Origin of the sequence: Priestia sp. FSL R5-0597 (assembly GCF_038006305.1) — a bacterium.
In the GTDB taxonomy this organism is placed as follows: domain Bacteria; phylum Bacillota; class Bacilli; order Bacillales; family Bacillaceae_H; genus Priestia; species Priestia zanthoxyli.
On record NZ_JBBOUZ010000001.1, the window covers coordinates 3,051,634 to 3,069,191 of the forward strand.

General features: G+C 38.4%; 22 protein-coding genes. 7 read left to right on the plus strand and 15 right to left on the minus strand.

What is annotated here, in order from left to right; all coding sequences use genetic code 11:
* Positions 1-152 precede the first annotated feature (152 nt).
* The 4 genes from MKX72_RS15625 to MKX72_RS15640 form a co-directional block, all read right to left on the minus strand.
* Complete coding sequence (locus MKX72_RS15625; RefSeq protein WP_028414382.1) at positions 153-569, minus strand: hypothetical protein; 417 nt, start codon at positions 567-569, stop codon at positions 153-155.
* Positions 570-730: 161 nt separating this feature from the next.
* Positions 731-895: a hypothetical protein gene (locus MKX72_RS15630; RefSeq protein WP_165573521.1), complete on the minus strand. Its 165-nt coding sequence runs from the start codon at positions 893-895 to the stop codon at positions 731-733.
* A gap of 12 nt (positions 896-907) precedes the next feature.
* Complete coding sequence (gene clpP / locus MKX72_RS15635) at positions 908-1,489, minus strand: ATP-dependent Clp endopeptidase proteolytic subunit ClpP (RefSeq protein ID WP_155008244.1); 582 nt, start codon at positions 1,487-1,489, stop codon at positions 908-910.
* 427 nt (positions 1,490-1,916) lie between these two features.
* Positions 1,917-2,339 (minus strand): MerR family transcriptional regulator, encoded by a 423-nt coding sequence (locus MKX72_RS15640; RefSeq protein WP_155007970.1) that lies wholly within the window; start codon positions 2,337-2,339, stop codon positions 1,917-1,919.
* Positions 2,340-2,593: 254 nt separating this feature from the next.
* On the opposite strand from MKX72_RS15640, the gene MKX72_RS15645 reads away from it, so the two are divergent.
* The gene (locus tag MKX72_RS15645) at positions 2,594-3,037 is read left to right on the plus strand and encodes an HIT family protein (protein ID WP_084595970.1); all 444 of its coding nucleotides are present in this window, start codon (positions 2,594-2,596) and stop codon (positions 3,035-3,037) included.
* Between the two features lie 32 nt (positions 3,038-3,069).
* Here MKX72_RS15645 and aspA read toward each other — a convergent pair whose 3' ends face one another.
* Both aspA and MKX72_RS15655 read right to left on the minus strand, forming a co-directional pair.
* The gene (gene aspA, locus MKX72_RS15650; RefSeq protein WP_155007969.1) at positions 3,070-4,500 is read right to left on the minus strand and encodes an aspartate ammonia-lyase; all 1,431 of its coding nucleotides are present in this window, start codon (positions 4,498-4,500) and stop codon (positions 3,070-3,072) included.
* Positions 4,501-4,520: 20 nt separating this feature from the next.
* Positions 4,521-5,504 carry an asparaginase gene (locus MKX72_RS15655; RefSeq protein WP_033580584.1) on the minus strand — a complete coding sequence of 328 codons (984 nt, stop codon included), beginning with the start codon at positions 5,502-5,504 and terminating at the stop codon, positions 4,521-4,523.
* A 267-nt stretch (positions 5,505-5,771) separates the two neighbouring features.
* Between MKX72_RS15655 and MKX72_RS15660 the strand changes: the two genes are divergently transcribed.
* Positions 5,772-6,128, plus strand: coding sequence for a helix-turn-helix domain-containing protein (locus MKX72_RS15660; protein ID WP_028414387.1), 357 nt, complete (start codon positions 5,772-5,774; stop codon positions 6,126-6,128).
* 23 nt (positions 6,129-6,151) lie between these two features.
* On the opposite strand, the gene MKX72_RS15665 is transcribed toward MKX72_RS15660, so the two are convergent.
* The 3 genes from MKX72_RS15665 to MKX72_RS15675 all read right to left on the minus strand — a co-directional run bounded on the left by MKX72_RS15665 (position 6,152) and on the right by MKX72_RS15675 (position 8,638).
* A complete protein-coding gene (locus MKX72_RS15665; protein WP_028414388.1) occupies positions 6,152-6,544 on the minus strand; it encodes a hypothetical protein in 393 nt (130 codons plus the stop codon).
* Positions 6,545-6,690: 146 nt separating this feature from the next.
* Entirely contained in the window at positions 6,691-6,861 is a 171-nt protein-coding gene (locus tag MKX72_RS15670; protein ID WP_013083852.1) for a hypothetical protein, read from the minus strand.
* Between the two features lie 286 nt (positions 6,862-7,147).
* Positions 7,148-8,638 (minus strand): MFS transporter, encoded by a 1,491-nt coding sequence (locus MKX72_RS15675; protein WP_034270214.1) that lies wholly within the window; start codon positions 8,636-8,638, stop codon positions 7,148-7,150.
* 295 nt (positions 8,639-8,933) lie between these two features.
* Here MKX72_RS15675 and MKX72_RS15680 point away from each other — a divergent pair, with 295 nt between their 5' ends.
* From MKX72_RS15680 to MKX72_RS15700, 5 genes are all read left to right on the plus strand, one after another.
* Positions 8,934-9,248, plus strand: a complete 315-nt coding sequence (locus tag MKX72_RS15680) for an ArsR/SmtB family transcription factor (protein ID WP_013083854.1) — start codon at positions 8,934-8,936, stop codon at positions 9,246-9,248.
* A gap of 70 nt (positions 9,249-9,318) precedes the next feature.
* Positions 9,319-9,747, plus strand: coding sequence for a DMT family transporter (locus MKX72_RS15685; protein ID WP_028409192.1), 429 nt, complete (start codon positions 9,319-9,321; stop codon positions 9,745-9,747).
* Between the two features lie 12 nt (positions 9,748-9,759).
* Positions 9,760-10,212, plus strand: coding sequence for a DMT family transporter (locus MKX72_RS15690; protein ID WP_155007968.1), 453 nt, complete (start codon positions 9,760-9,762; stop codon positions 10,210-10,212).
* 238 nt (positions 10,213-10,450) lie between these two features.
* A complete protein-coding gene (locus MKX72_RS15695; protein ID WP_028414391.1) occupies positions 10,451-10,906 on the plus strand; it encodes a hypothetical protein in 456 nt (151 codons plus the stop codon).
* A 401-nt stretch (positions 10,907-11,307) separates the two neighbouring features.
* The gene (locus MKX72_RS15700) at positions 11,308-12,930 is read left to right on the plus strand and encodes an APC family permease (protein WP_155007967.1); all 1,623 of its coding nucleotides are present in this window, start codon (positions 11,308-11,310) and stop codon (positions 12,928-12,930) included.
* A 30-nt stretch (positions 12,931-12,960) separates the two neighbouring features.
* Here the strand turns inward: MKX72_RS15700 and MKX72_RS15705 are convergent, their stop codons facing one another.
* The 6 genes from MKX72_RS15705 to MKX72_RS15730 all read right to left on the minus strand — a co-directional run bounded on the left by MKX72_RS15705 (position 12,961) and on the right by MKX72_RS15730 (position 17,442).
* Positions 12,961-13,380 carry an Rrf2 family transcriptional regulator gene (locus MKX72_RS15705; protein ID WP_028414393.1) on the minus strand — a complete coding sequence of 140 codons (420 nt, stop codon included), beginning with the start codon at positions 13,378-13,380 and terminating at the stop codon, positions 12,961-12,963.
* 99 nt (positions 13,381-13,479) lie between these two features.
* Positions 13,480-14,124 carry a hypothetical protein gene (locus tag MKX72_RS15710; RefSeq protein WP_154990306.1) on the minus strand — a complete coding sequence of 215 codons (645 nt, stop codon included), beginning with the start codon at positions 14,122-14,124 and terminating at the stop codon, positions 13,480-13,482.
* Positions 14,125-14,313: 189 nt separating this feature from the next.
* Positions 14,314-14,679 carry a hypothetical protein gene (locus tag MKX72_RS15715; RefSeq protein WP_025751140.1) on the minus strand — a complete coding sequence of 122 codons (366 nt, stop codon included), beginning with the start codon at positions 14,677-14,679 and terminating at the stop codon, positions 14,314-14,316.
* On the minus strand, positions 14,676-14,981 hold the full coding sequence (locus MKX72_RS15720; protein ID WP_013057785.1) for an antibiotic biosynthesis monooxygenase family protein: 306 nt from the start codon (positions 14,979-14,981) through the stop codon (positions 14,676-14,678). Before MKX72_RS15720 ends, MKX72_RS15715 begins: the two co-directional genes overlap by 4 nt.
* Positions 14,982-15,144: 163 nt before the next feature.
* On the minus strand, positions 15,145-16,377 hold the full coding sequence (locus tag MKX72_RS15725) for an NAD(P)-dependent malic enzyme (protein ID WP_033580580.1): 1,233 nt from the start codon (positions 16,375-16,377) through the stop codon (positions 15,145-15,147).
* A 270-nt stretch (positions 16,378-16,647) separates the two neighbouring features.
* Positions 16,648-17,442 (minus strand): aminoglycoside N(3)-acetyltransferase, encoded by a 795-nt coding sequence (locus MKX72_RS15730; protein ID WP_033580579.1) that lies wholly within the window; start codon positions 17,440-17,442, stop codon positions 16,648-16,650.
* Between the last annotated feature and the right edge of the window lie 116 nt (positions 17,443-17,558).

Below are 17,558 nucleotides of genomic sequence, written 5' to 3' on the forward strand. Positions count from 1 at the left end.
TCTGACATTTAATATTTCTACACCCTCATATCAAGCGCGTTAGTAATGAGCACCTCTGTCCATTCGAGGTCCTCAAGCATATCGGTGAAGATAGCTTCAATATGAACAAATGCAGTTTTAGCTTTTATTGGACATTGTTTTATAGCTGCTTTCTATTTCGGTTCTACTAGTTCAATAAATGACCTTGCTTGTTTGCCCTTTAACTGTGCGTAGTGTGTATCTGTAGCTAATTCAACGGTTTCGTTGTCTAAGTTGACCCACATCCGGTAAGATTGTACCTTTATATCCTTTTTGGTTTCTACCGGTTCAAAGTGAAGAATGTAGTTAGGTTTTCGAATCATTTCAGCTTTTTCTTCTCTCCAGGATACATCTTTTAACCACTGCTGCACTTTCTGCACTTGATTTTGGTCTTTCATTTTAACCGCATGGCCATATTGATTATCGGCTATGTATTTTTCGATTACGAGCTTTTGTTCAACAGTACCGCTTGAAGCACTGCTTTGCTGACATCCTGTGATCACCCAACAAATAGCAATGAGAACTACTAATCCAGACCATACTTTTTTCATTTACATCTACCTTTCTTTTTGTAATTGAAATGAGATGTTCTTGCTGAATGATGCTACCAGCTGCTCGTTTTTAAATCTCTTTTTGCATTCTCTTTTCTTCCTATAAATCCCTGCTTCATTTGCTCAAAAAAACTGAATCCCCGAAAGGATCCAGTTTTTCGTTACGATTCGACATCTTCTATGACATGAACAGCGCGAATAGCGGCGTTTACTTTTGTATGTTGAACGTATTCTTTTGCTTCGTGTATCGTCATTGCTTCTACTTCTTGGTAATAAATCACGTTTCCCCATTCATATTCTACTGAATAACGATTTGACTTTTCCACATGGTATCCTCCTTATTGATGAACTAAAATTTGATCAATCAAGCCATATTCTTTTGCTTTATCCGCTGTAAAGAATGTATCTCGATCAGTGTCTTTATTAATCGTTGACAGCGATTGTCCTGTTCGTTCAGACAGAAGTTCATTTAGGTGGTCTTTTAAGCGCAAAATACGCTTCGCTCGAATTTCAATTTCAGCTGCTTGTCCTTTTGCTCCTCCTAGCGGCTGATGAATCATCACTTCGCTGTTAGGAAGAGCAAAACGTTTCCCTTTTTGACCGCCCGCTAGTAAAACTGAACCCATAGATGCTGCTAGCCCTATACACAATGTACTTACATCTGCACGTATAAGCTGCATTGTATCAAAAATAGCCATGCCCGCTGTAATGGACCCTCCCGGTGAATTAATATAAATGCTAATATCTTTTTCTGGGTTTTCTGCATCTAAAAATAAAAGCTGAGCGATAATGCTAGTAGCCACCTCATCCGTAACTTCACCTGTGAGCATAATCACTCGGTCGAGCAACAGCCTTGAATAAATGTCATAGGCACGCTCTCCTTTACTTGTTTGTTCTACTACATAGGGAGTTAAGTTCATGTGACCGCCTCTTTCCACTGAATTAATACGAGCAAATTTTTTTACTTTTGCACTGACTTCTTGATTTAAAAATGAATCCCCTATCAAATCTTCATCGGTAAATTTAATCATTAGAGAATGTCTTTCTTGCTGTATATGCAAGTGTTCATCGCGGTAAGTCACCGCAACTGCAATCTCTGCCTGTGGATATAAAACGGTCTCTTCCGTGTAGAGCTCTATTAATAAAGGTTCATCGTCAATATGTTTTACTTCGATTTGTCCTTGTGGGTTTTCACAGTACCCATTTAAGTTTCTTGTTTTGAACAAACCTTGGGGCAGCTGAATATCAATCGTGATGTTTTTAACTTTTATTTGCGATCGTTCAAATGTAATACATAGGTGGTTCATTCCTTCTTCTTTTTCCATTACTGATTTTGCCACCGCTAATTTAATCATGCGATGAATGCTCCTTTAAAATCTGAGTAACAGACTCAATTACTTTTTGCCGTACGTCCGCTGATAAATTCCGATTCATAGCGACAAACACATCTTCATTGACTTGATGCATTTCTTGATTTTGAATTTGTTTGCTTTGGTAAAGAGGGAGCTGCGCACCTATACTTTTCACTTCTTCCACACTCATTGAACGCAGCGTTTCTTGAATGGAAGCTAGTGACTCCCCTGCTTTTGATAATGTTAAAGCGGCTCGAAAGTAATGAACATGCTGATCTGTATAGACGCGCTTATTTCCCACTAGCTCCAGCGGAGGAACAATTTCTATTTGCGTGTAATACCGCACCGTACGCAGGTTCAAGTCCGCACCTTCATTGTTTAATAATTCCGTAATTTGCTTGCCTGTATATGTTTTCAAACAATCCCCCCTTTTTAGTTACAGTTAACTGTTACACTGTCATTATACTGTAAAGATATTTATTTTACAATTAAAACCATGGTAAATTTTAGATAAAGCAGCAAAGCCTATAAATAAAAAGAACGAACCAAATAGCCCAGGTCATATACCCCGGCTCTCTTTACTAAGCGAAAAAACAACTGTGTATATTTCAATCTATTCCTGCTCATACTTCTCATGCTACACTTTAGTTATCTTAAAAAAGGAGAGAACATATGATGGGGAATCCAAGTATAGATTGCTTAGGGTGTCGATTAGCAAATAACCAAGAAAAATCGCATATGATATTTGAAGATTCGTTTGTGACGTGCCTGCTAGACCACAAGCCGTTTAACGAAGGACACCTCTTAATTCTTCCTAAAGCACATATAGTGGAAATCGACGAATTCGATACTGAACACATATTGGCCGTGATGAATGCAGCGAAGCTAATGACAAAAGCAGTTAAGACGCTTTTTATTCCAGACGGAGTTACTCTCTCTCAAAACGGGGGTATGTTTAACGAGTTAACTCATTTTCACATGCACATCGTTCCGAGATATAAAGAGGAGTGTTTCGGAGATTTTTATACGCAAATTCCCGAATATGCTGAAAATGATGACGTCTTGGCTGCAACAGCTCAGAAAATGCGCCGCGTCATTCAGCAAATGTCTTTATAAAAAAAACGGCCTCCTTATGGAAGCCGTTCTCTTTATTGACGATCAAATAATGAACTTCCTGCAATACCAGGGTTCGTCATTTCAAATGGATTTAAAATGAGATCTAATTCCTCTTCTGTTAACACATCGTATTGAAGGCAAAGCTCACGAATTGGTTTTCCTGTTAAAATCGCTTCACGCGCAATACGCGATACGACTTCATAGCCTAAGTGAGGGTTAACAGCTGTAATAATCCCTACGCTTTTTTCTACATATTCTTTCATCCGCGTTTCGTTTGCTTCAATTCCTGCTAAACAGTGATCCGTAAAGCTTCTGAAACCGTTGTTCATGATGCTGATTGATTGAAGTAAATTAAATACAAGCACAGGTTCCATAACGTTAAGCTCCATCTGACCTGCTTCTGAAGCAAGAGAGATCGTTTGGTCATTTCCCATTACTTGAAACGCAATTTGATTGATTAATTCAGCCATAACCGGGTTTACTTTTCCTGGCATGATTGAAGAACCAGGCTGACGAGCAGGAAGGCTGATTTCTCCTAGACCTGCACGAGGACCTGATGCCATTAAACGCAGGTCATTTGCAATTTTAGACATATTCGTCATACAGATTTTAAGCGCTGCAGATACTTCTGTATAAGCATCTGTATTTTGAGTAGCGTCCACTAAATGCTCTGCATGTACAAGCGGCAGACCGCTGATATCGGCTAAGTGTTTGACTACATTTTCAATATAGCGAGGATCTGCATTTAAGCCTGTTCCAACAGCTGTCGCTCCCATATTTACTTCATGCAAGTGGTCACGCGTCGCGCTGATACGCTTAATGTCGCGCGCTAACACGCGGCTGTATGCTTCAAACTCTTGACCAAGACGAACGGGTACAGCATCTTGAAGATGCGTACGGCCCATTTTAATTACATGATCAAATTCTTGCGCTTTTCGTTTAAATACATCATGCATATCATTCATTGTAACAAGAAGTTTATTTAATAAGTTCAGCGTTGAAATATGGATAGCCGTTGGAAATACATCATTTGTTGACTGAGACATATTCACATGGCTGTTAGGACTTAATTTACCGTATTCGCCTTTATTGTCTCCCATAATTTCAAGGGCACGGTTTGCAATCACTTCATTAGCATTCATATTCATTGACGTTCCTGCTCCGCCTTGAATAGGATCCACAATAAAGTATTCATGCCACTGACCTACTAAGATTTCATCAGCTGCTTGCACAATCGCATTTCCAATACCTTCATATAAGCGCTTTGTATCCATATTTGCAAGCGCTGCCGCTTTTTTTACGATAGCAAGCGCTCTAATCATTTCTTCATGTACTTTATAACCCGTAATCGGGAAATTTTCTACGGCACGTGCGGTTTGTACACCGTAGTATACGTCTGCTGGAATTTGTTTTTCTCCTAGAAAATCAGCTTCTGTACGATATCCTGCTGTTTCTTGTTTCATAGCTGTACCTGCTTTCTTTTTTAATTAATATCTTCTGCAATCGACGTTTCCATCATCTTTTTCACTTGGTGAGGGTCTTTGGTTTGTCCGAGCACCCACATTAATTTAGGAACAATGGCTTCTGTGTTCATGTTTTTTGAGCGAACGACGCTGTCATGATTAATCATTCGGCCTACTTCATAAATGCCCATGTCTTCTCCTTCTTCAAGGCACTGAGTAGTAATGACAACGGATACACCGTGATTTGTCAATTCAATAAGCTTGGCTAAAATATTGCGAACTTGAAATGGAATTCCTCCACTTCCATAGCTTTCAACAACAACGCCTTGATATACATCTTTTAATCCATCGAAAAATTCAGGCTTAATGCCGGGAAACAGTTTGACAACTGCCACATCCGTACAAAGAGATGTATTAACCGTCAACTCTTCTTTACTAGAGCCAACCGATTTTGTATATTCCACCGTATTATCATGGATAGACGCCACGTATGGATAGTTAATGCTTTCAAATGCATCATAACTTTTTGTACGAAGCTTAATTGCTCTTGTGCCTTGAATCACACGACCGTCAAAGACTACATAGACTCCGCCTGTTTCCTCACATGCAAAGCGAATCGCATCTGCAATATTGCGCTTCGCGTCCGTTTTACTAAATGAAATAGGAATTTGAGATCCTGTAATCGCAATTGGTTTTTTAGAATGCTGAAGCATGTAAGAAAGAGCTGCCGATGTGTAGGCCATTGTATCTGTTCCATGGGTAATAACAAAACCATCGTATTCATTATAATGCTCTTCAATCGCTTTTGCCATCTCTATCCAACATTCAGGCTGCATATTTGTACTATCAAGATTCATAAGAGATTTGCTGTCAATTTGACAATGTTCATTTAAATCAGGTATGTAGCTTAGTAATTGATCTGGCTCCATTCCAGGAACAAGTCCATTTTCACCTTCAAGTGAAGCGACCGTTCCGCCAGTTGATAACAATAATAGTTTTTTCAAAACCGACATCCCCTTTGCTTAATTTCTGTAAAAAAACCTGACAATCTATCAAATAAATTATATTCATTTCGCGTACTTCACCTGTAATTATAGTAACCCAAATTCAATAAATCAAGAGAAAAATTATTCGTTTCGCGTACACTTTTCTCTACGGCAATGATATAATGAATAAAAATGTAAATTGGCTCACGGTTTGATTCCAAAGATCTGCGCGCGAGCTGAATGCCTCGGTTTTTTACATACTACACCTACAAAGGAGCGTCATGAATGTTAAGCAGATTAGCTCAACTCAGGAAAGAAAAAAAATGGTCTCTTCAATATACAGCTGACCAGCTTGAAATTGCTAAAAGCACCTACGCAGGATACGAATCTGGCTATCGTCGTCCTTCTCTTGAAGCACTCGTTACAATCGCAGAACTATTTGATACATCAACAGACTATTTGCTAGGTAAGGAAAAGGAACCTCATTCTCCTTCAGATGCACCCATCGAATTAACATCGCCTCAGACTCATAGAATTACGGTCGACGGTGCGGAACTATCTCAAGAAGAAATTCAGCAGCTGACGGCCTTTATTCGTGCTAAAAGACAAATTGAAAAAGAAACTGCACCTTCTTCAATTTAAAGAAGATTAGAAGCAGGTTGCTTCTAATCTTCTAGCTGCATGTCTAAATAGGCTACTACTTCTTTTGTTATTTCCTCTTCTGTTTCTTCCATCAGCTCTCCGGTTATCTTGCTGCCTGGGAGCTTCTTCGAAGAACGAATGCCCAAAAATGTGCGTACACAGTGCCAGATAGGAATAAAAAGACCATCTAAAAACTCATCTTTTTCTAAAATACCCACTTGAATAGTGGCGTGATAACCAGGGTGAAAAGGATTTTCCCCTTCACGGATCACATCTACAGAGATCTCCATCCCCTTTTTTTCAAAAGCTTCTTTATATTGTTCATATATGGATTTGAGAAGTTCTTGCATAGACCTTTCAACCTTATGTATATGCTTTTCTAACTGCGGCGTAAATTGTTTTGCGGTGTATTCCATCTATTTCCCTCTTCTTTCGGTTCCCTATCTATTATTTTAGCGACTTTTATTTTATTGTATCATAAGAAAAGCGTTCGTCTGTCTAGCAGAAAACCCCGCTTTTTTGTAGAAAAGCGGGGTTCATACATACCTTTATTAGCAATAGCCTACATTGCTTTATCTTGTTTAGAAGATGATTTTAATTTTTTATTTTTAGTTGGATCTGGCTCATTAGAAGACATGATGATGTTTCCTTCGCCGTTGCACACTTTGCACTTTATCAATCCAAATTTCTTACCGGCTCCTTGGCATTGTGGACAAACATATCGAATTGGCATAAACTGTACCTTCCTTTTTTCTAATTTATACCTGCGCCTTGAAAGCGCCTGTGGTTAGTTTATAGTTTCATTATAAATTGTGCAATCCACCCTATCAAGACGTGCCAAATTGCACATCTTTAATGGCAAGAAATTCTTCCTTTCTAAAATTCACCTAAAAAATGAGTCGATAGGCAGGAGAATTTCTATTGTTGTTAAAAGGCAATACGTCAGAGGAAGTTTCTTATTGGATATAATTAGCGAATCCCCGCGCTAAAAATTTTACTTTTTTTCGTGAATCTAAAGGCTAAACAACCGTTTTATCTCGAATTTCTTTTGAAATGGTTACGTCTTTCCAAAGCTGTTCGTATTTATAGCCCGTTAAACTTTCACAAACCGCTTTCGCTTCAGGAGTAACGGCGGTCGCCGGGCCCCCCTTTTTTCTTCTTTCAATTTCAGTTAATAAAATTTTGTGATTTTTTGGACTTATTTTAAACCATATGGTTGCTATAATTCCCATGAGAATTAAAATAGCAGGTACAATCATGAACAGCTTTTGTAAGCCGGCTAGCGTAGACGCTGACTGCTCGGCATTTGGTACATAGCCAATATTCTTTAAGGCAATACCAACAAGAAAAATCGCAAGCGCCTGAGACGATTTTCGAATAAATGACATCAGCCCTGCATACACGCCTTCTCGTCTTTTTGTCGTAATCATCTCATCTACATCTGATACAAACGGCAGTACATTCCATGGAATCATGATCGCTCCCGAATGACCGCTTCCTAAAAAAAATGCCGCTAAGTAAATAAGAACTAACGAGCTATCTGTTGTTAGGAAACTGAATAAAATAATGCCCGTTCCCCAAATGACCATGCTGAAGTTATAGGTTAATTTATTTCCTAACTTAATGGCTATGTACGTAACAAGAGGAATAAATAGCACTTGTGTAATTTGCACAAAGCTCAGGGTATCTGCATAAATCGCTTCGCGCAGCATGTAATAGGCAATAAAATAAAAGAAAAGAGCATTAAATACATCCATTGCAATGTAAGATGCTAAATACATGGCAAGGTACACGTTAAACGACTTATTTTTAAATGCACTTCCAAAACTGATAAACAGCTGCTTAAATTCTAACCAAAATCCGTTTTTCTTTTTTCGTTCCACTACTTCTCCGCTATCCCATGTTCCCTTGTAAACAAAAATCCATGGAAGAGCAAAAAGAAGTCCAAAGATAATGCCCATGATTAAATATCCTTGTCCGCCTGGAAATGCATCAATGATTCGTTTCGGGAAAAAAGCACCTAAAAATGAAGCGCCTTGTGAAAAGACCATGCGTATTCCCGTCATTTTCGAACGAATACTATAATCTGTCGTCATTTCTGCTGCTAGCGTATTGTAAGGAACCATGACCATACCAAACGCGGTATTAAATAAAAGATAGGCTAAAATAAAATAGGTGTATTTAAACATATGTGAGCCTTCAATAGGAATCCACAGCATACTGAACGTGATGGCAACTGGAATGATTCCAAAAAGAAAAAAGACTCTTCTTCGTCCTTTTTTTGTCTGAAGATGATCAGATATGTACCCAATGGTTGGATCTAATAAAGCATCCCACACTTTTCCAAGAGCTACAATCGTTCCTGCTTCTACAGGAGAAAGCCCGACTACATCCGTTAAAAAAACCATAAATAATGTGCCGATAATAAAAAAGGATCCTCCGCCAAACAAATCCCCAAATCCATACGCTACCATATTACGAAAGCGCACTTGTTTTGTTTTCCCTTGCATATGCAGCCCTCCCCCTGAGTAAATAGACTAGCTTCTTTTGTTATTCACTTTTTTCTATTTTACTAAACTATCCCTTAAAAAATAAGGAATATGTCATCTGTTCTACTAACAAAAATAAGATGCTTTCTACTTATATAAATAGAAAAGCAGCTGGATAAAACGTTCTTCTTTATACCCTATTATAAGTTGACTTTTTGTTCACAGCTGTTATAATTCAACCCATCGCTGATTATTTAACTATAAAATGCAAACTTGAACATTTGACATCTGAGCTGTGACGAATAAAATAATAAGTATGAAACCTATTGATATCTTTAAAGCATTATCTAATGAAACTCGATTAAATATATTAGAGTGGTTAAAAGAACCTGAAAAGCATTTTAAAGACAAACAAGCACATTTGCCTAAGGAGGTCAGCAGCAGAGGCGGTGTTTGCGTGGGAGATATTCAGGAAAAAGCTCAGCTGTCTCAGTCCACAGTGTCCAGTTATCTTTCCATGATGCAAAAAGCAGGTTTGTTAGAGTCAATTCGGCACGGTCAATGGACATACTATCGCCGAAATGAAGAAACGCTTCAAGAGCTTTCTTCATTCTTACGAAAAAAACTTTAACGAGTTTTTTTCACTCATTATATCTATTTTTCTAGATATACAAATATAAAGAAATATTGGAGTGATAAACGTGAAGTTGTTGGTTTATTTAGTTGCGGTTTTAGGCGGCGCTGCTTTAAGTATGGAAGGCGCCATTGCCGGAGAACTCGGAAAAACAGTTGGAAAACTTGAAAGCAGTTATTATATTTTTATCATGGGAACGCTCATTTTAGGTCTGACCACTTTATTTGCTGGAAAGGGAGATTTACCTTACGTCTTAAAAGCGCCTAAGTGGAATTTAACCGGTGGATTATTAGGTACGGTTTATTTAACGATTCTAGTGATTAGTATCCCCTTTATCGGAATTGGCGTTTCAATGGTTGCGGTTATTGTGGGCCAAATGATTACAAGCATGATCATTGAGCATTTTGGTTGGCTTGGCAGCAGCAAAATTAAAATTAACAAAGAACGCGTAATGGCTATTGTATGTATGGGAATTGCGCTTGTACTTATTTTCTAGGAGGGTTTTACAATGAGTTTATTAATGGTAATATTTACCTTAATAGGAGGATTAACGCTAAGCGCTCAGTCTTCTATTAACGGTACTTTAAGTAAAAAAACAGGTACGTTTGAAACAGCTTTTTTAACCTTTGCAACAGGTGCCATGATTTTAACGATTGTCGTTGTCTTCTTTGGACAAGGAAACATTCTCTCTGTTTTTGATGTCCCTAAATGGCAGCTTACTTGCGCTTTATTCGGAGCATCTTATTTGTTTCTAACCGTTTTAGCTGTTCCTAAAATTGGCGTAACAGCAGCTAATATTTCAACTGTTATCGGTCAGTTATTTGCAAGTATGATTATCGACCATTTTGGCTGGTTTGGAAGCAAAGAAGTACCCTTTGATCTATCCCGCTGGATTGGTGTAGCATTTATGTTATTAGCTCTTTATTTTATTTTCAAAGGCAATAAGAAAACAGCAGCATAAAATATTCATGAAAATAGCCAAGTGTCCCTATGTAAAGGCGCACTTGGCTATTTTTGTACGTAAACCGCGTTTGAATTTTCAATCAATTATTTAGAACATATTTTATTTAAACGAAATTGGTTTTTAATCAGGTGAATTTCACAAAAAACTGTGCATACCTTCATGCCTTTGTTCAAAAGATAAAGATGCAGATCTAGAAAATCGGCTACATAAACGAACAGGTAAGGTGGGTTTTTTCGTGGGAAAATTTTTGTTTTTAGCAGCATTTGTCTTTTTTTGTTTTACGCTTTCCATTTCCGCAGAAGAAAATATACCAGAAGAAAATATAGAATCACACGTAAGTCAGCCTGTTGTAAAAGATTTTATTTATCAATCTCTTGAACCTTGGGTACATCAAGATATTACTTCTCATTATGAGAAGGTGTACGGTAAACAGCATAAAAAAGTAAAAGTTCGCCCGATTAAAAAAGATGATATCGGAATACAAATGGGTGAAATACAGCCAGGTAAAGGCGGTAAGTTCACTCATATTGTGCGGGTAAAAATCTTAAACTTGAAAGTAAAACCTGAGGGAGAAGATGAATTCTTTGCAACAGATACGCTTATTTACAAAGTGAATATCAACGACCTTTCTGCTGAAAATGATGTAGAAAACGTCGTAAAATTACTCGAGTATAAACATCAAGAAAGATAAAGGCTCAAAAAGCCAATTCTTACCCCTTTTGAAGGTATTTATTCCGCTATTCAAAAGGGGCTTTATTATGAAGTGTGTTTTCTCTTCACAATTTTAGGGAATATAACTACCACTTATCCCCTAATTTTTTCATATTGCTAGTGCATAAGATACGAACTTGATAACTTTTTGTCGGTTTTTATCTATTTCTGTAGGGTTTCTTGTAGGATGAAAAAGAAAGTAAAGCGCTTTAATTGCTATGACAGAAAGGTTGAGGATAGCTGTCCTGCATAACTGGAAATCAATAGGTATTAAGAACTGCATGTAACGACAAAAGTTGACAGCTAAAGATTTCAGAATAATAATAATAAAGCAACAACGTTTAAACGAAAGACTTATTTTACATGAAAGGTGTTAGTCAGATGAACAATTTACATCGAAGAATGGGAACATTCGCGTTAACCATGACGGGACTTGGATCAATTATTGGTTCCGGCTGGTTATTTGGAGCGTGGCGAGCAGCTCAAATTGCAGGGCCGGCTGCTATTTTATCATGGGTCATTGGAATGGTCGTTATTTTATTTATTGCACTTTCTTACAGTGAATTAGGATCCATGTTTCCCGAAGCCGGCGGGATGGTCAAGTATACGCAGTACTCACACGGTTCGTTTATTGGTTTTATTGCTGCTTGGGCAAACTGGATTGCGATTGTATCCGTTATTCCAGTCGAAGCAGTAGCTTCTGTACAGTATATGAGTTCGTGGCCTTGGAAGTGGGCACAGTGGACAAGCCACCTCGTAGAAAAAGGAACGTTAACTGGCGAAGGATTAGCTATCGCTACTGTGCTATTGATTATTTACTTTTTACTGAATTATTGGACAGTTGGACTATTTTCCAAAGCCAACTCGTTAATTACTATTTTTAAAATTGTTATACCAGGACTTACAATCGGAGCGCTTTTATTTGTAGGCTTTCACGGCGAGAACTTCACTTCTGGAAGCAGCATCGCACCAAACGGCTGGGCTAGCGTGCTTACAGCAGTTGCTACGTCTGGGATTGTGTTTGCTTTTAACGGTTTTCAAAGCCCTATTAATATGGCGGGAGAAGCGAAAAATCCGGGCCGCTCTATTCCGATTGCGGTAGTAGGCTCAATTTTAGTTGCTACAGTCATTTATTTGCTTCTACAAATTGCATTTATCGGGGCAATAAATCCTTCTGATATTGCGAAGGGATGGAGTCATTTAAACTTTAACTCTCCGTTTGCAGATTTAGCCATTGCCCTTAACATTAACTGGCTTGTCATTGTCCTGTATGCAGATGCGTTTGTTTCACCATCTGGAACAGGTATTACGTATACAGCTACTACTGCTCGAATGATTTATGGTATGGAACAAAATAAATATTTGCCAAGTGTCCTAGGACGCCTTCATCCGATTTATGGTGTTCCGCGTCAAGCCATGTTTTTTAACTTAGCTGTTGCTCTTGTCTTTTTGTTTTTATTTCGGGGCTGGGGCGTGCTTGCTGAAATTATTTCAGTCGCTACGCTTATCTCTTACATTACAGGTCCTGTCACGGTTATGACGCTAAGACGAACTGGCAGCGATTTATATCGTCCCCTTCGTTTAAAGGGATTAAGCATCATTGCGCCGCTTGGTTTTATTTTTGCTTCTTTAACGCTATATTGGGCGCGCTGGCCGCTAACTGGACAAGTTTTGTTTATTATTTTAATCGGCCTTCCTATTTATTTTTATTATCAAGCAAAGGCTAAATGGAAAGGCTTTCGACAGAACTTCAAAGGCGGCGTATGGATGGTTGTATACTTACTTTGTATGATGACTATTTCATGGCTTGGAAGCGAAAAGTTTGGCGGTCTTAATGTTATTAAATATGGATGGGATATGGGGATTATTGTTGTTGTTTCTCTTCTCTTCTACACATGGGCTTTAAAAAGCGGCTTCAAAACGGAGTATTTAGAGAATGGAAGAAAAGTAAATGACGACTTAAAAGCAGCAGTGAATGAAACAGCAGCTTCTAAAGAGTCATAACAAAAGCACCTTGCATAAGCAAGGTGCTTCTTAGTGAGCAGTTCTAACTTTTTTCAGCACGTCTTCGATCGTAATTTGATCTAGATGCCTGATTACGCTTTGCTCACTCTCTGTAAAAATGTCGTCCATCACTGTTTGAATGTTTGATTTCACAATACAGTCAGCGTCAGGGTCGCCGCTGCACCAGTGAGGCTTCAACGTTCCTGTCGATATAACTCGGTAAATCAGCCCAAGACTTATTTCAGCAGGGCTGCAGCCTAAAGTATAACCGCCGCCTAGCCCTTCTTTTGTCCGAACCAAGTTGTTTTTTCTGAGTGTACTCATTGTTTTCCGAACCCGTGCAGGATTGGTACAGATATTATAAGCAATCGATTCACTGCTTGCTCGGTGATCTGGTAAATTTGCTAGGAACACTAAGCTGTGCACGGCAATGGTAAATTCACTGTTCATCTTCCATAAACCACCTTTTTTCTTTCTCTACTGTAACGTTAAGTGAGACAGTTCGAAAAGTCAAGAGAGCAAGGAAGGAAAGAAGAACTGTAGCTTTATTTATTCACGGTCTTCTTTTTCTATACTTTCTACTTCGTTAGCTGAGTTGATTTCAAGGTATACCGTCTTTTCTTTTAAACTGCCTTTTTCTTCTTTTTCAAAGTCAGTGCTTTTTTGATACGTTTTTTTGCCGTTTGGAACTTTTACCGTTATATGTTTGTTACTTTCTTCTATAAAAATACCCACAACTTTACGTTCGTTTCCATCTTGTTCGTACACGCCATCTTTATCTGCTTTTGCTTTTGGAGTTAATTCAATACTAATTGCTTCTTGTGTAGCTGCGTCAATCTCAGCTTCTACTTCTTTATTAAGCATATCTTTTAGCTGTGAGCCTTCCACTTCCATCCCAGAGCTCTTTGGTACTTTAACAAGTTGATCATCAATACTCAGCGTCATTTCTTTTTCAGCGTCTTTTTTTAACGTACCGATCAAGTCAAAATCTTCTTCTTTCCCCTTTTTAATGTCTGGGTCGCTCGAATACTGCTGTAGCTTTGTCAATTCTTGACGATCTTCAATTGGTTTTTCCTCTGCTTTATGATTGTCTGATTTTGTCTTGTTAGCTGGTTCACCTGAACAAGCTGCCGCACTTCCAATCATACATAGAGTGACTAAGGACAGGATTCCTTTTGTTAGCTGTTTTTGCATATGTATTCTCCTTTTTCTTTTTTATTTCCACCTTTATACATATGTAAAACAAAAAATGAAACATAACGACATCCAGGAAACCTACGTTCACCCTACCAATGAAAAAATCCGAACGGGTTGAATTCTTTATTAAGAATCAAACCCGTTCGGATTTTCTTTCAACTAAAACACTTTTGTCCTAGCTTCTTTTTAAAGCTGCTGTTGCTTCAATATATGATTCGCTTCTTCTAAGTAAGTCACATACGCCTGTACTTGTTTATCACCGTAATTATCTAGTTCAAACAGCGCTTCTTGTATAAAATTAAAATTATCAATAATATGCTGTGTTTTCATGCCTCGGCTTGTAAGTAAATTGTTTAACCATAAGGCATAGTCCGTAAAAATTTGCAGATTGTCTAACTTATATGTTGTCTCAAGATACTTCATATGATAATGATTATCTTCATGGCATCTTTCTTTGCCGCGCTCTCCGAATTTTTCGAGCAAAGAAGGTTCTAACTCGTAGATTTTCTCCGTTACTCTTTCGACGATCTTATTAACGGGAAGTGAACTCATCGTGCCACCACTTTGTACTGAGAAACTTTTGGGATGACGGCTGCCAGTTCTTGATCAGGGTACTTTTTCTCTAAATCATGAATACGCTTGAAATCTTCGCTTCGTACCCAGCTTAAATAATTCTCTTTCGTATCAAATGTAAGCTGAACGGTGAGCTCCCCTGCTCGCTTATCGTTTTGAAGAAGTAGAAAATCTACAAATCCTGGAGCCTCGTCGACTGATTTTGAACGATTTTTATAAATTCCAATCACTTCTTCAGCTTTTTCATCCGGTACATTAAATGTTGAAAATACGGTGTACATCTTTGTTCCTCCCTTTATGATACAAAACCTGGGTTCTTTTCTCTTTATTGTACATCATATAGGAGATGAAATGGTGTTACGTTTAGATTTCACTGGGGTTACAGCAGGTCTTTAACCTAAAAGCCCTTTGAAACAGCGTTTCAAAGGGCTTTTTTATCCGTTATTAGTTTTCGATTTTTGTTAATTGTTCTGTATGTGTTTTTACACGTGCTGGATCAATTGTAATACGGGCAACGCCTGAATCCATTGCTGCTTTTGCTACAGACTCTGCTACAGCTGGCGCTACGCGAGGATCAAATGGTCCAGGGATCACGTAATCTGCGTTTAGCTCTTCTTCTGTAATAAGGGCTGCAATTGCTTCAACAGCAGCTTTTTTCATTTCTTCGTTAATATGAGTAGCGCGAACGTCTAACGCACCGCGGAAAATTCCAGGGAATGCAAGAACGTTATTTACTTGGTTAGGGAAGTCTGAACGACCTGTTCCAATAACAGCCGCTCCTGCTTCTTTTGCAGCGTCTGGCTTGATTTCGGGATTAGGATTTGCCATCGCAAAGATAATTGCATCTTCATTCATTGATTTAACCATCTCTTGAGATAATGCATCTGCTGCAGATACGCCGATAAATACATCTGCGCCTTTAATTACATCGCTTAGCGTACCGCTTTCTTTGTTTACGTTTGTATAAGAAGCCACTTCCGCTTTTACTTTGTTCATGCCTTGAGGGCGTCCTTCATAAATAGCACCTCTTGTATCACACATAATCATGTCACGTACACCGTAAGAATAAAGAAGTTTTGTAATAGCAATGCCGGCAGCTCCTGCTCCGTTTAAGACGATTTTTAAATCTTCCATTGATTTGTTGACAATTTTTAGTGCATTTACAAGTCCTGCTACCGTTACGATCGCTGTACCGTGCTGATCATCATGGAACACAGGAATATCTACTTCTTTTTTCAGGCGCTCTTCAATTTCAAAGCACTGTGGAGCTGCGATATCTTCTAAGTTAATGCCTCCGAATGTATGAGCCATTAATTTCACAGTTTCAACAATTTTATCTGTATCTGTTGTATCAAGTGTAATTGGGAATGCATCTACGCCTGCAAAGCTTTTAAATAAAATTGCTTTTCCTTCCATAACGGGAAGTGAAGCCGCAGGTCCGATGTTTCCAAGACCAAGAACAGCAGTACCATTTGTCACAACGCCGACCATGTTTCCTTTCATTGTGTAATCATACACCGTTTCTGGATGTTCATGAATTTCTTTACAAGGTTCTGCTACTCCCGGAGAGTAAGCTAAGCTTAAATCTTGAGCGTTTTGAACTTCAACTTTTGATTTAACTTCTAACTTACCTTGTTTTTCTTGATGCATATGTAGTGCTTGATCACGTAGTGACATAATTGTATTCTCTCCTTTTTTTCTATACATTTAAATTTTTTAATGAATTTATTTAACACTTGCTTTTTATCTCCATAATTGTAAGACAACCTGACTGAATAAATTCACAGACAAGTGCCATTATGAAACAAGAAACATAAAAAGTAAACTATCTTGCTTAGACCACTGCTGCGCTTTGTTAATATAAAGTCTAGACGTGTCGGAAACTCTTGTTTGTCTCACTTTAAGTTGTCTGATATACAGACAACTTAGAAAACATACAACCGCTCACTATAGCGCTTTCAAATACGTTTCAGCAAAATCGACGGCTTTAGGCATTGAAAAGAAGTATGCACGTGCTGAACCAATTTTTTCAGCTTTTATTCCTTTTGCTTCAATAAACGCTTCACCTATCTCTTCAAACAGCCCTTCTCGAAACTCTAATTCTTTATACGTCTTCCATACTCGCTTTCCTGAATCTATAACTGGAGATCCTTTTTGAATCACGTTTCGATATGGAATCCGATATTCTGCTAGATGAAAAGAAGTATTATTCCCAAACCCGACACCTAATAATAAAACAAAGGCATGTTTTTTGTAAAGCCTTTCAAGAGGAGAATTTTCGCCTAAACTAAATTCAAGGGGATGATCTCTTAAGATGTCTTCGCTGTCCTTTCCCCAAGCGGCGAATGAATACATTGGATGGCTGCTTCTTCTTACGCCAGGATATGTTCGAAAAGTTTCCACAATTTGTCCCATCCCGCTTGTTGGCGTGTGGGCTGGATCATATGCAGGCATCGTTTCCCGAATAGTTTCCCACCACTCTTTTGGCACAGCCGGATTGCCCCATTCTGATGGATCCGAAAGATCGACCGACTGTGACGGCATAACGATCGTTCCTTCCTCTGTCACTGTCTCCATTAAAGCTTGAACAACGGCTACTGAACCTCCGTTTACCCATCCTAATGAAGATAGTGAAGAATGAACCATGATAGTCATCCCTTGTGTGATGCCTAACCTGCGTAAATCTTCTTTTAACGTCTCTTTCGTTCTAGGATGATCTGTTGCTTGGACAATGTGCTTCATCGTAAGCTCCTTACTTATAGTGCTGCTAGAATGTGTTGCTGAACTCTAGCAATATATGTAAAACTTATGTTTCCATAATAGTAAGAATAACACCAATTGTCAAATTATTTAAAGTA

Coding starts and splice junctions, on each gene's coding strand:
- MKX72_RS15710 (WP_154990306.1), bottom strand. CDS start 14,124: ATGCAAAAACAGCTAACAAAAGGAATCCTGTCCTTAGTCACTCTATGT.
- MKX72_RS15700 (WP_155007967.1), top strand. CDS start 11,308: ATGAACAATTTACATCGAAGAATGGGAACATTCGCGTTAACCATGACG.
- MKX72_RS15705 (WP_028414393.1), bottom strand. CDS start 13,380: ATGAACAGTGAATTTACCATTGCCGTGCACAGCTTAGTGTTCCTAGCA.
- MKX72_RS15625 (WP_028414382.1), bottom strand. CDS start 569: ATGAAAAAAGTATGGTCTGGATTAGTAGTTCTCATTGCTATTTGTTGG.
- MKX72_RS15645 (WP_084595970.1), top strand. CDS start 2,594: ATGATGGGGAATCCAAGTATAGATTGCTTAGGGTGTCGATTAGCAAAT.
- MKX72_RS15660 (WP_028414387.1), top strand. CDS start 5,772: ATGTTAAGCAGATTAGCTCAACTCAGGAAAGAAAAAAAATGGTCTCTT.
- MKX72_RS15670 (WP_013083852.1), bottom strand. CDS start 6,861: ATGCCAATTCGATATGTTTGTCCACAATGCCAAGGAGCCGGTAAGAAA.
- clpP (WP_155008244.1), bottom strand. CDS start 1,489: ATGAACTTAACTCCCTATGTAGTAGAACAAACAAGTAAAGGAGAGCGT.
- MKX72_RS15690 (WP_155007968.1), top strand. CDS start 9,760: ATGAGTTTATTAATGGTAATATTTACCTTAATAGGAGGATTAACGCTA.
- MKX72_RS15725 (WP_033580580.1), bottom strand. CDS start 16,377: ATGTCACTACGTGATCAAGCACTACATATGCATCAAGAAAAACAAGGT.
- MKX72_RS15730 (WP_033580579.1), bottom strand. CDS start 17,442: ATGAAGCACATTGTCCAAGCAACAGATCATCCTAGAACGAAAGAGACG.
- MKX72_RS15720 (WP_013057785.1), bottom strand. CDS start 14,981: ATGTACACCGTATTTTCAACATTTAATGTACCGGATGAAAAAGCTGAA.
- MKX72_RS15715 (WP_025751140.1), bottom strand. CDS start 14,679: ATGAGTTCACTTCCCGTTAATAAGATCGTCGAAAGAGTAACGGAGAAA.
- aspA (WP_155007969.1), bottom strand. CDS start 4,500: ATGAAACAAGAAACAGCAGGATATCGTACAGAAGCTGATTTTCTAGGA.
- MKX72_RS15680 (WP_013083854.1), top strand. CDS start 8,934: ATGAAACCTATTGATATCTTTAAAGCATTATCTAATGAAACTCGATTA.
- MKX72_RS15675 (WP_034270214.1), bottom strand. CDS start 8,638: ATGCAAGGGAAAACAAAACAAGTGCGCTTTCGTAATATGGTAGCGTAT.
- MKX72_RS15665 (WP_028414388.1), bottom strand. CDS start 6,544: ATGGAATACACCGCAAAACAATTTACGCCGCAGTTAGAAAAGCATATA.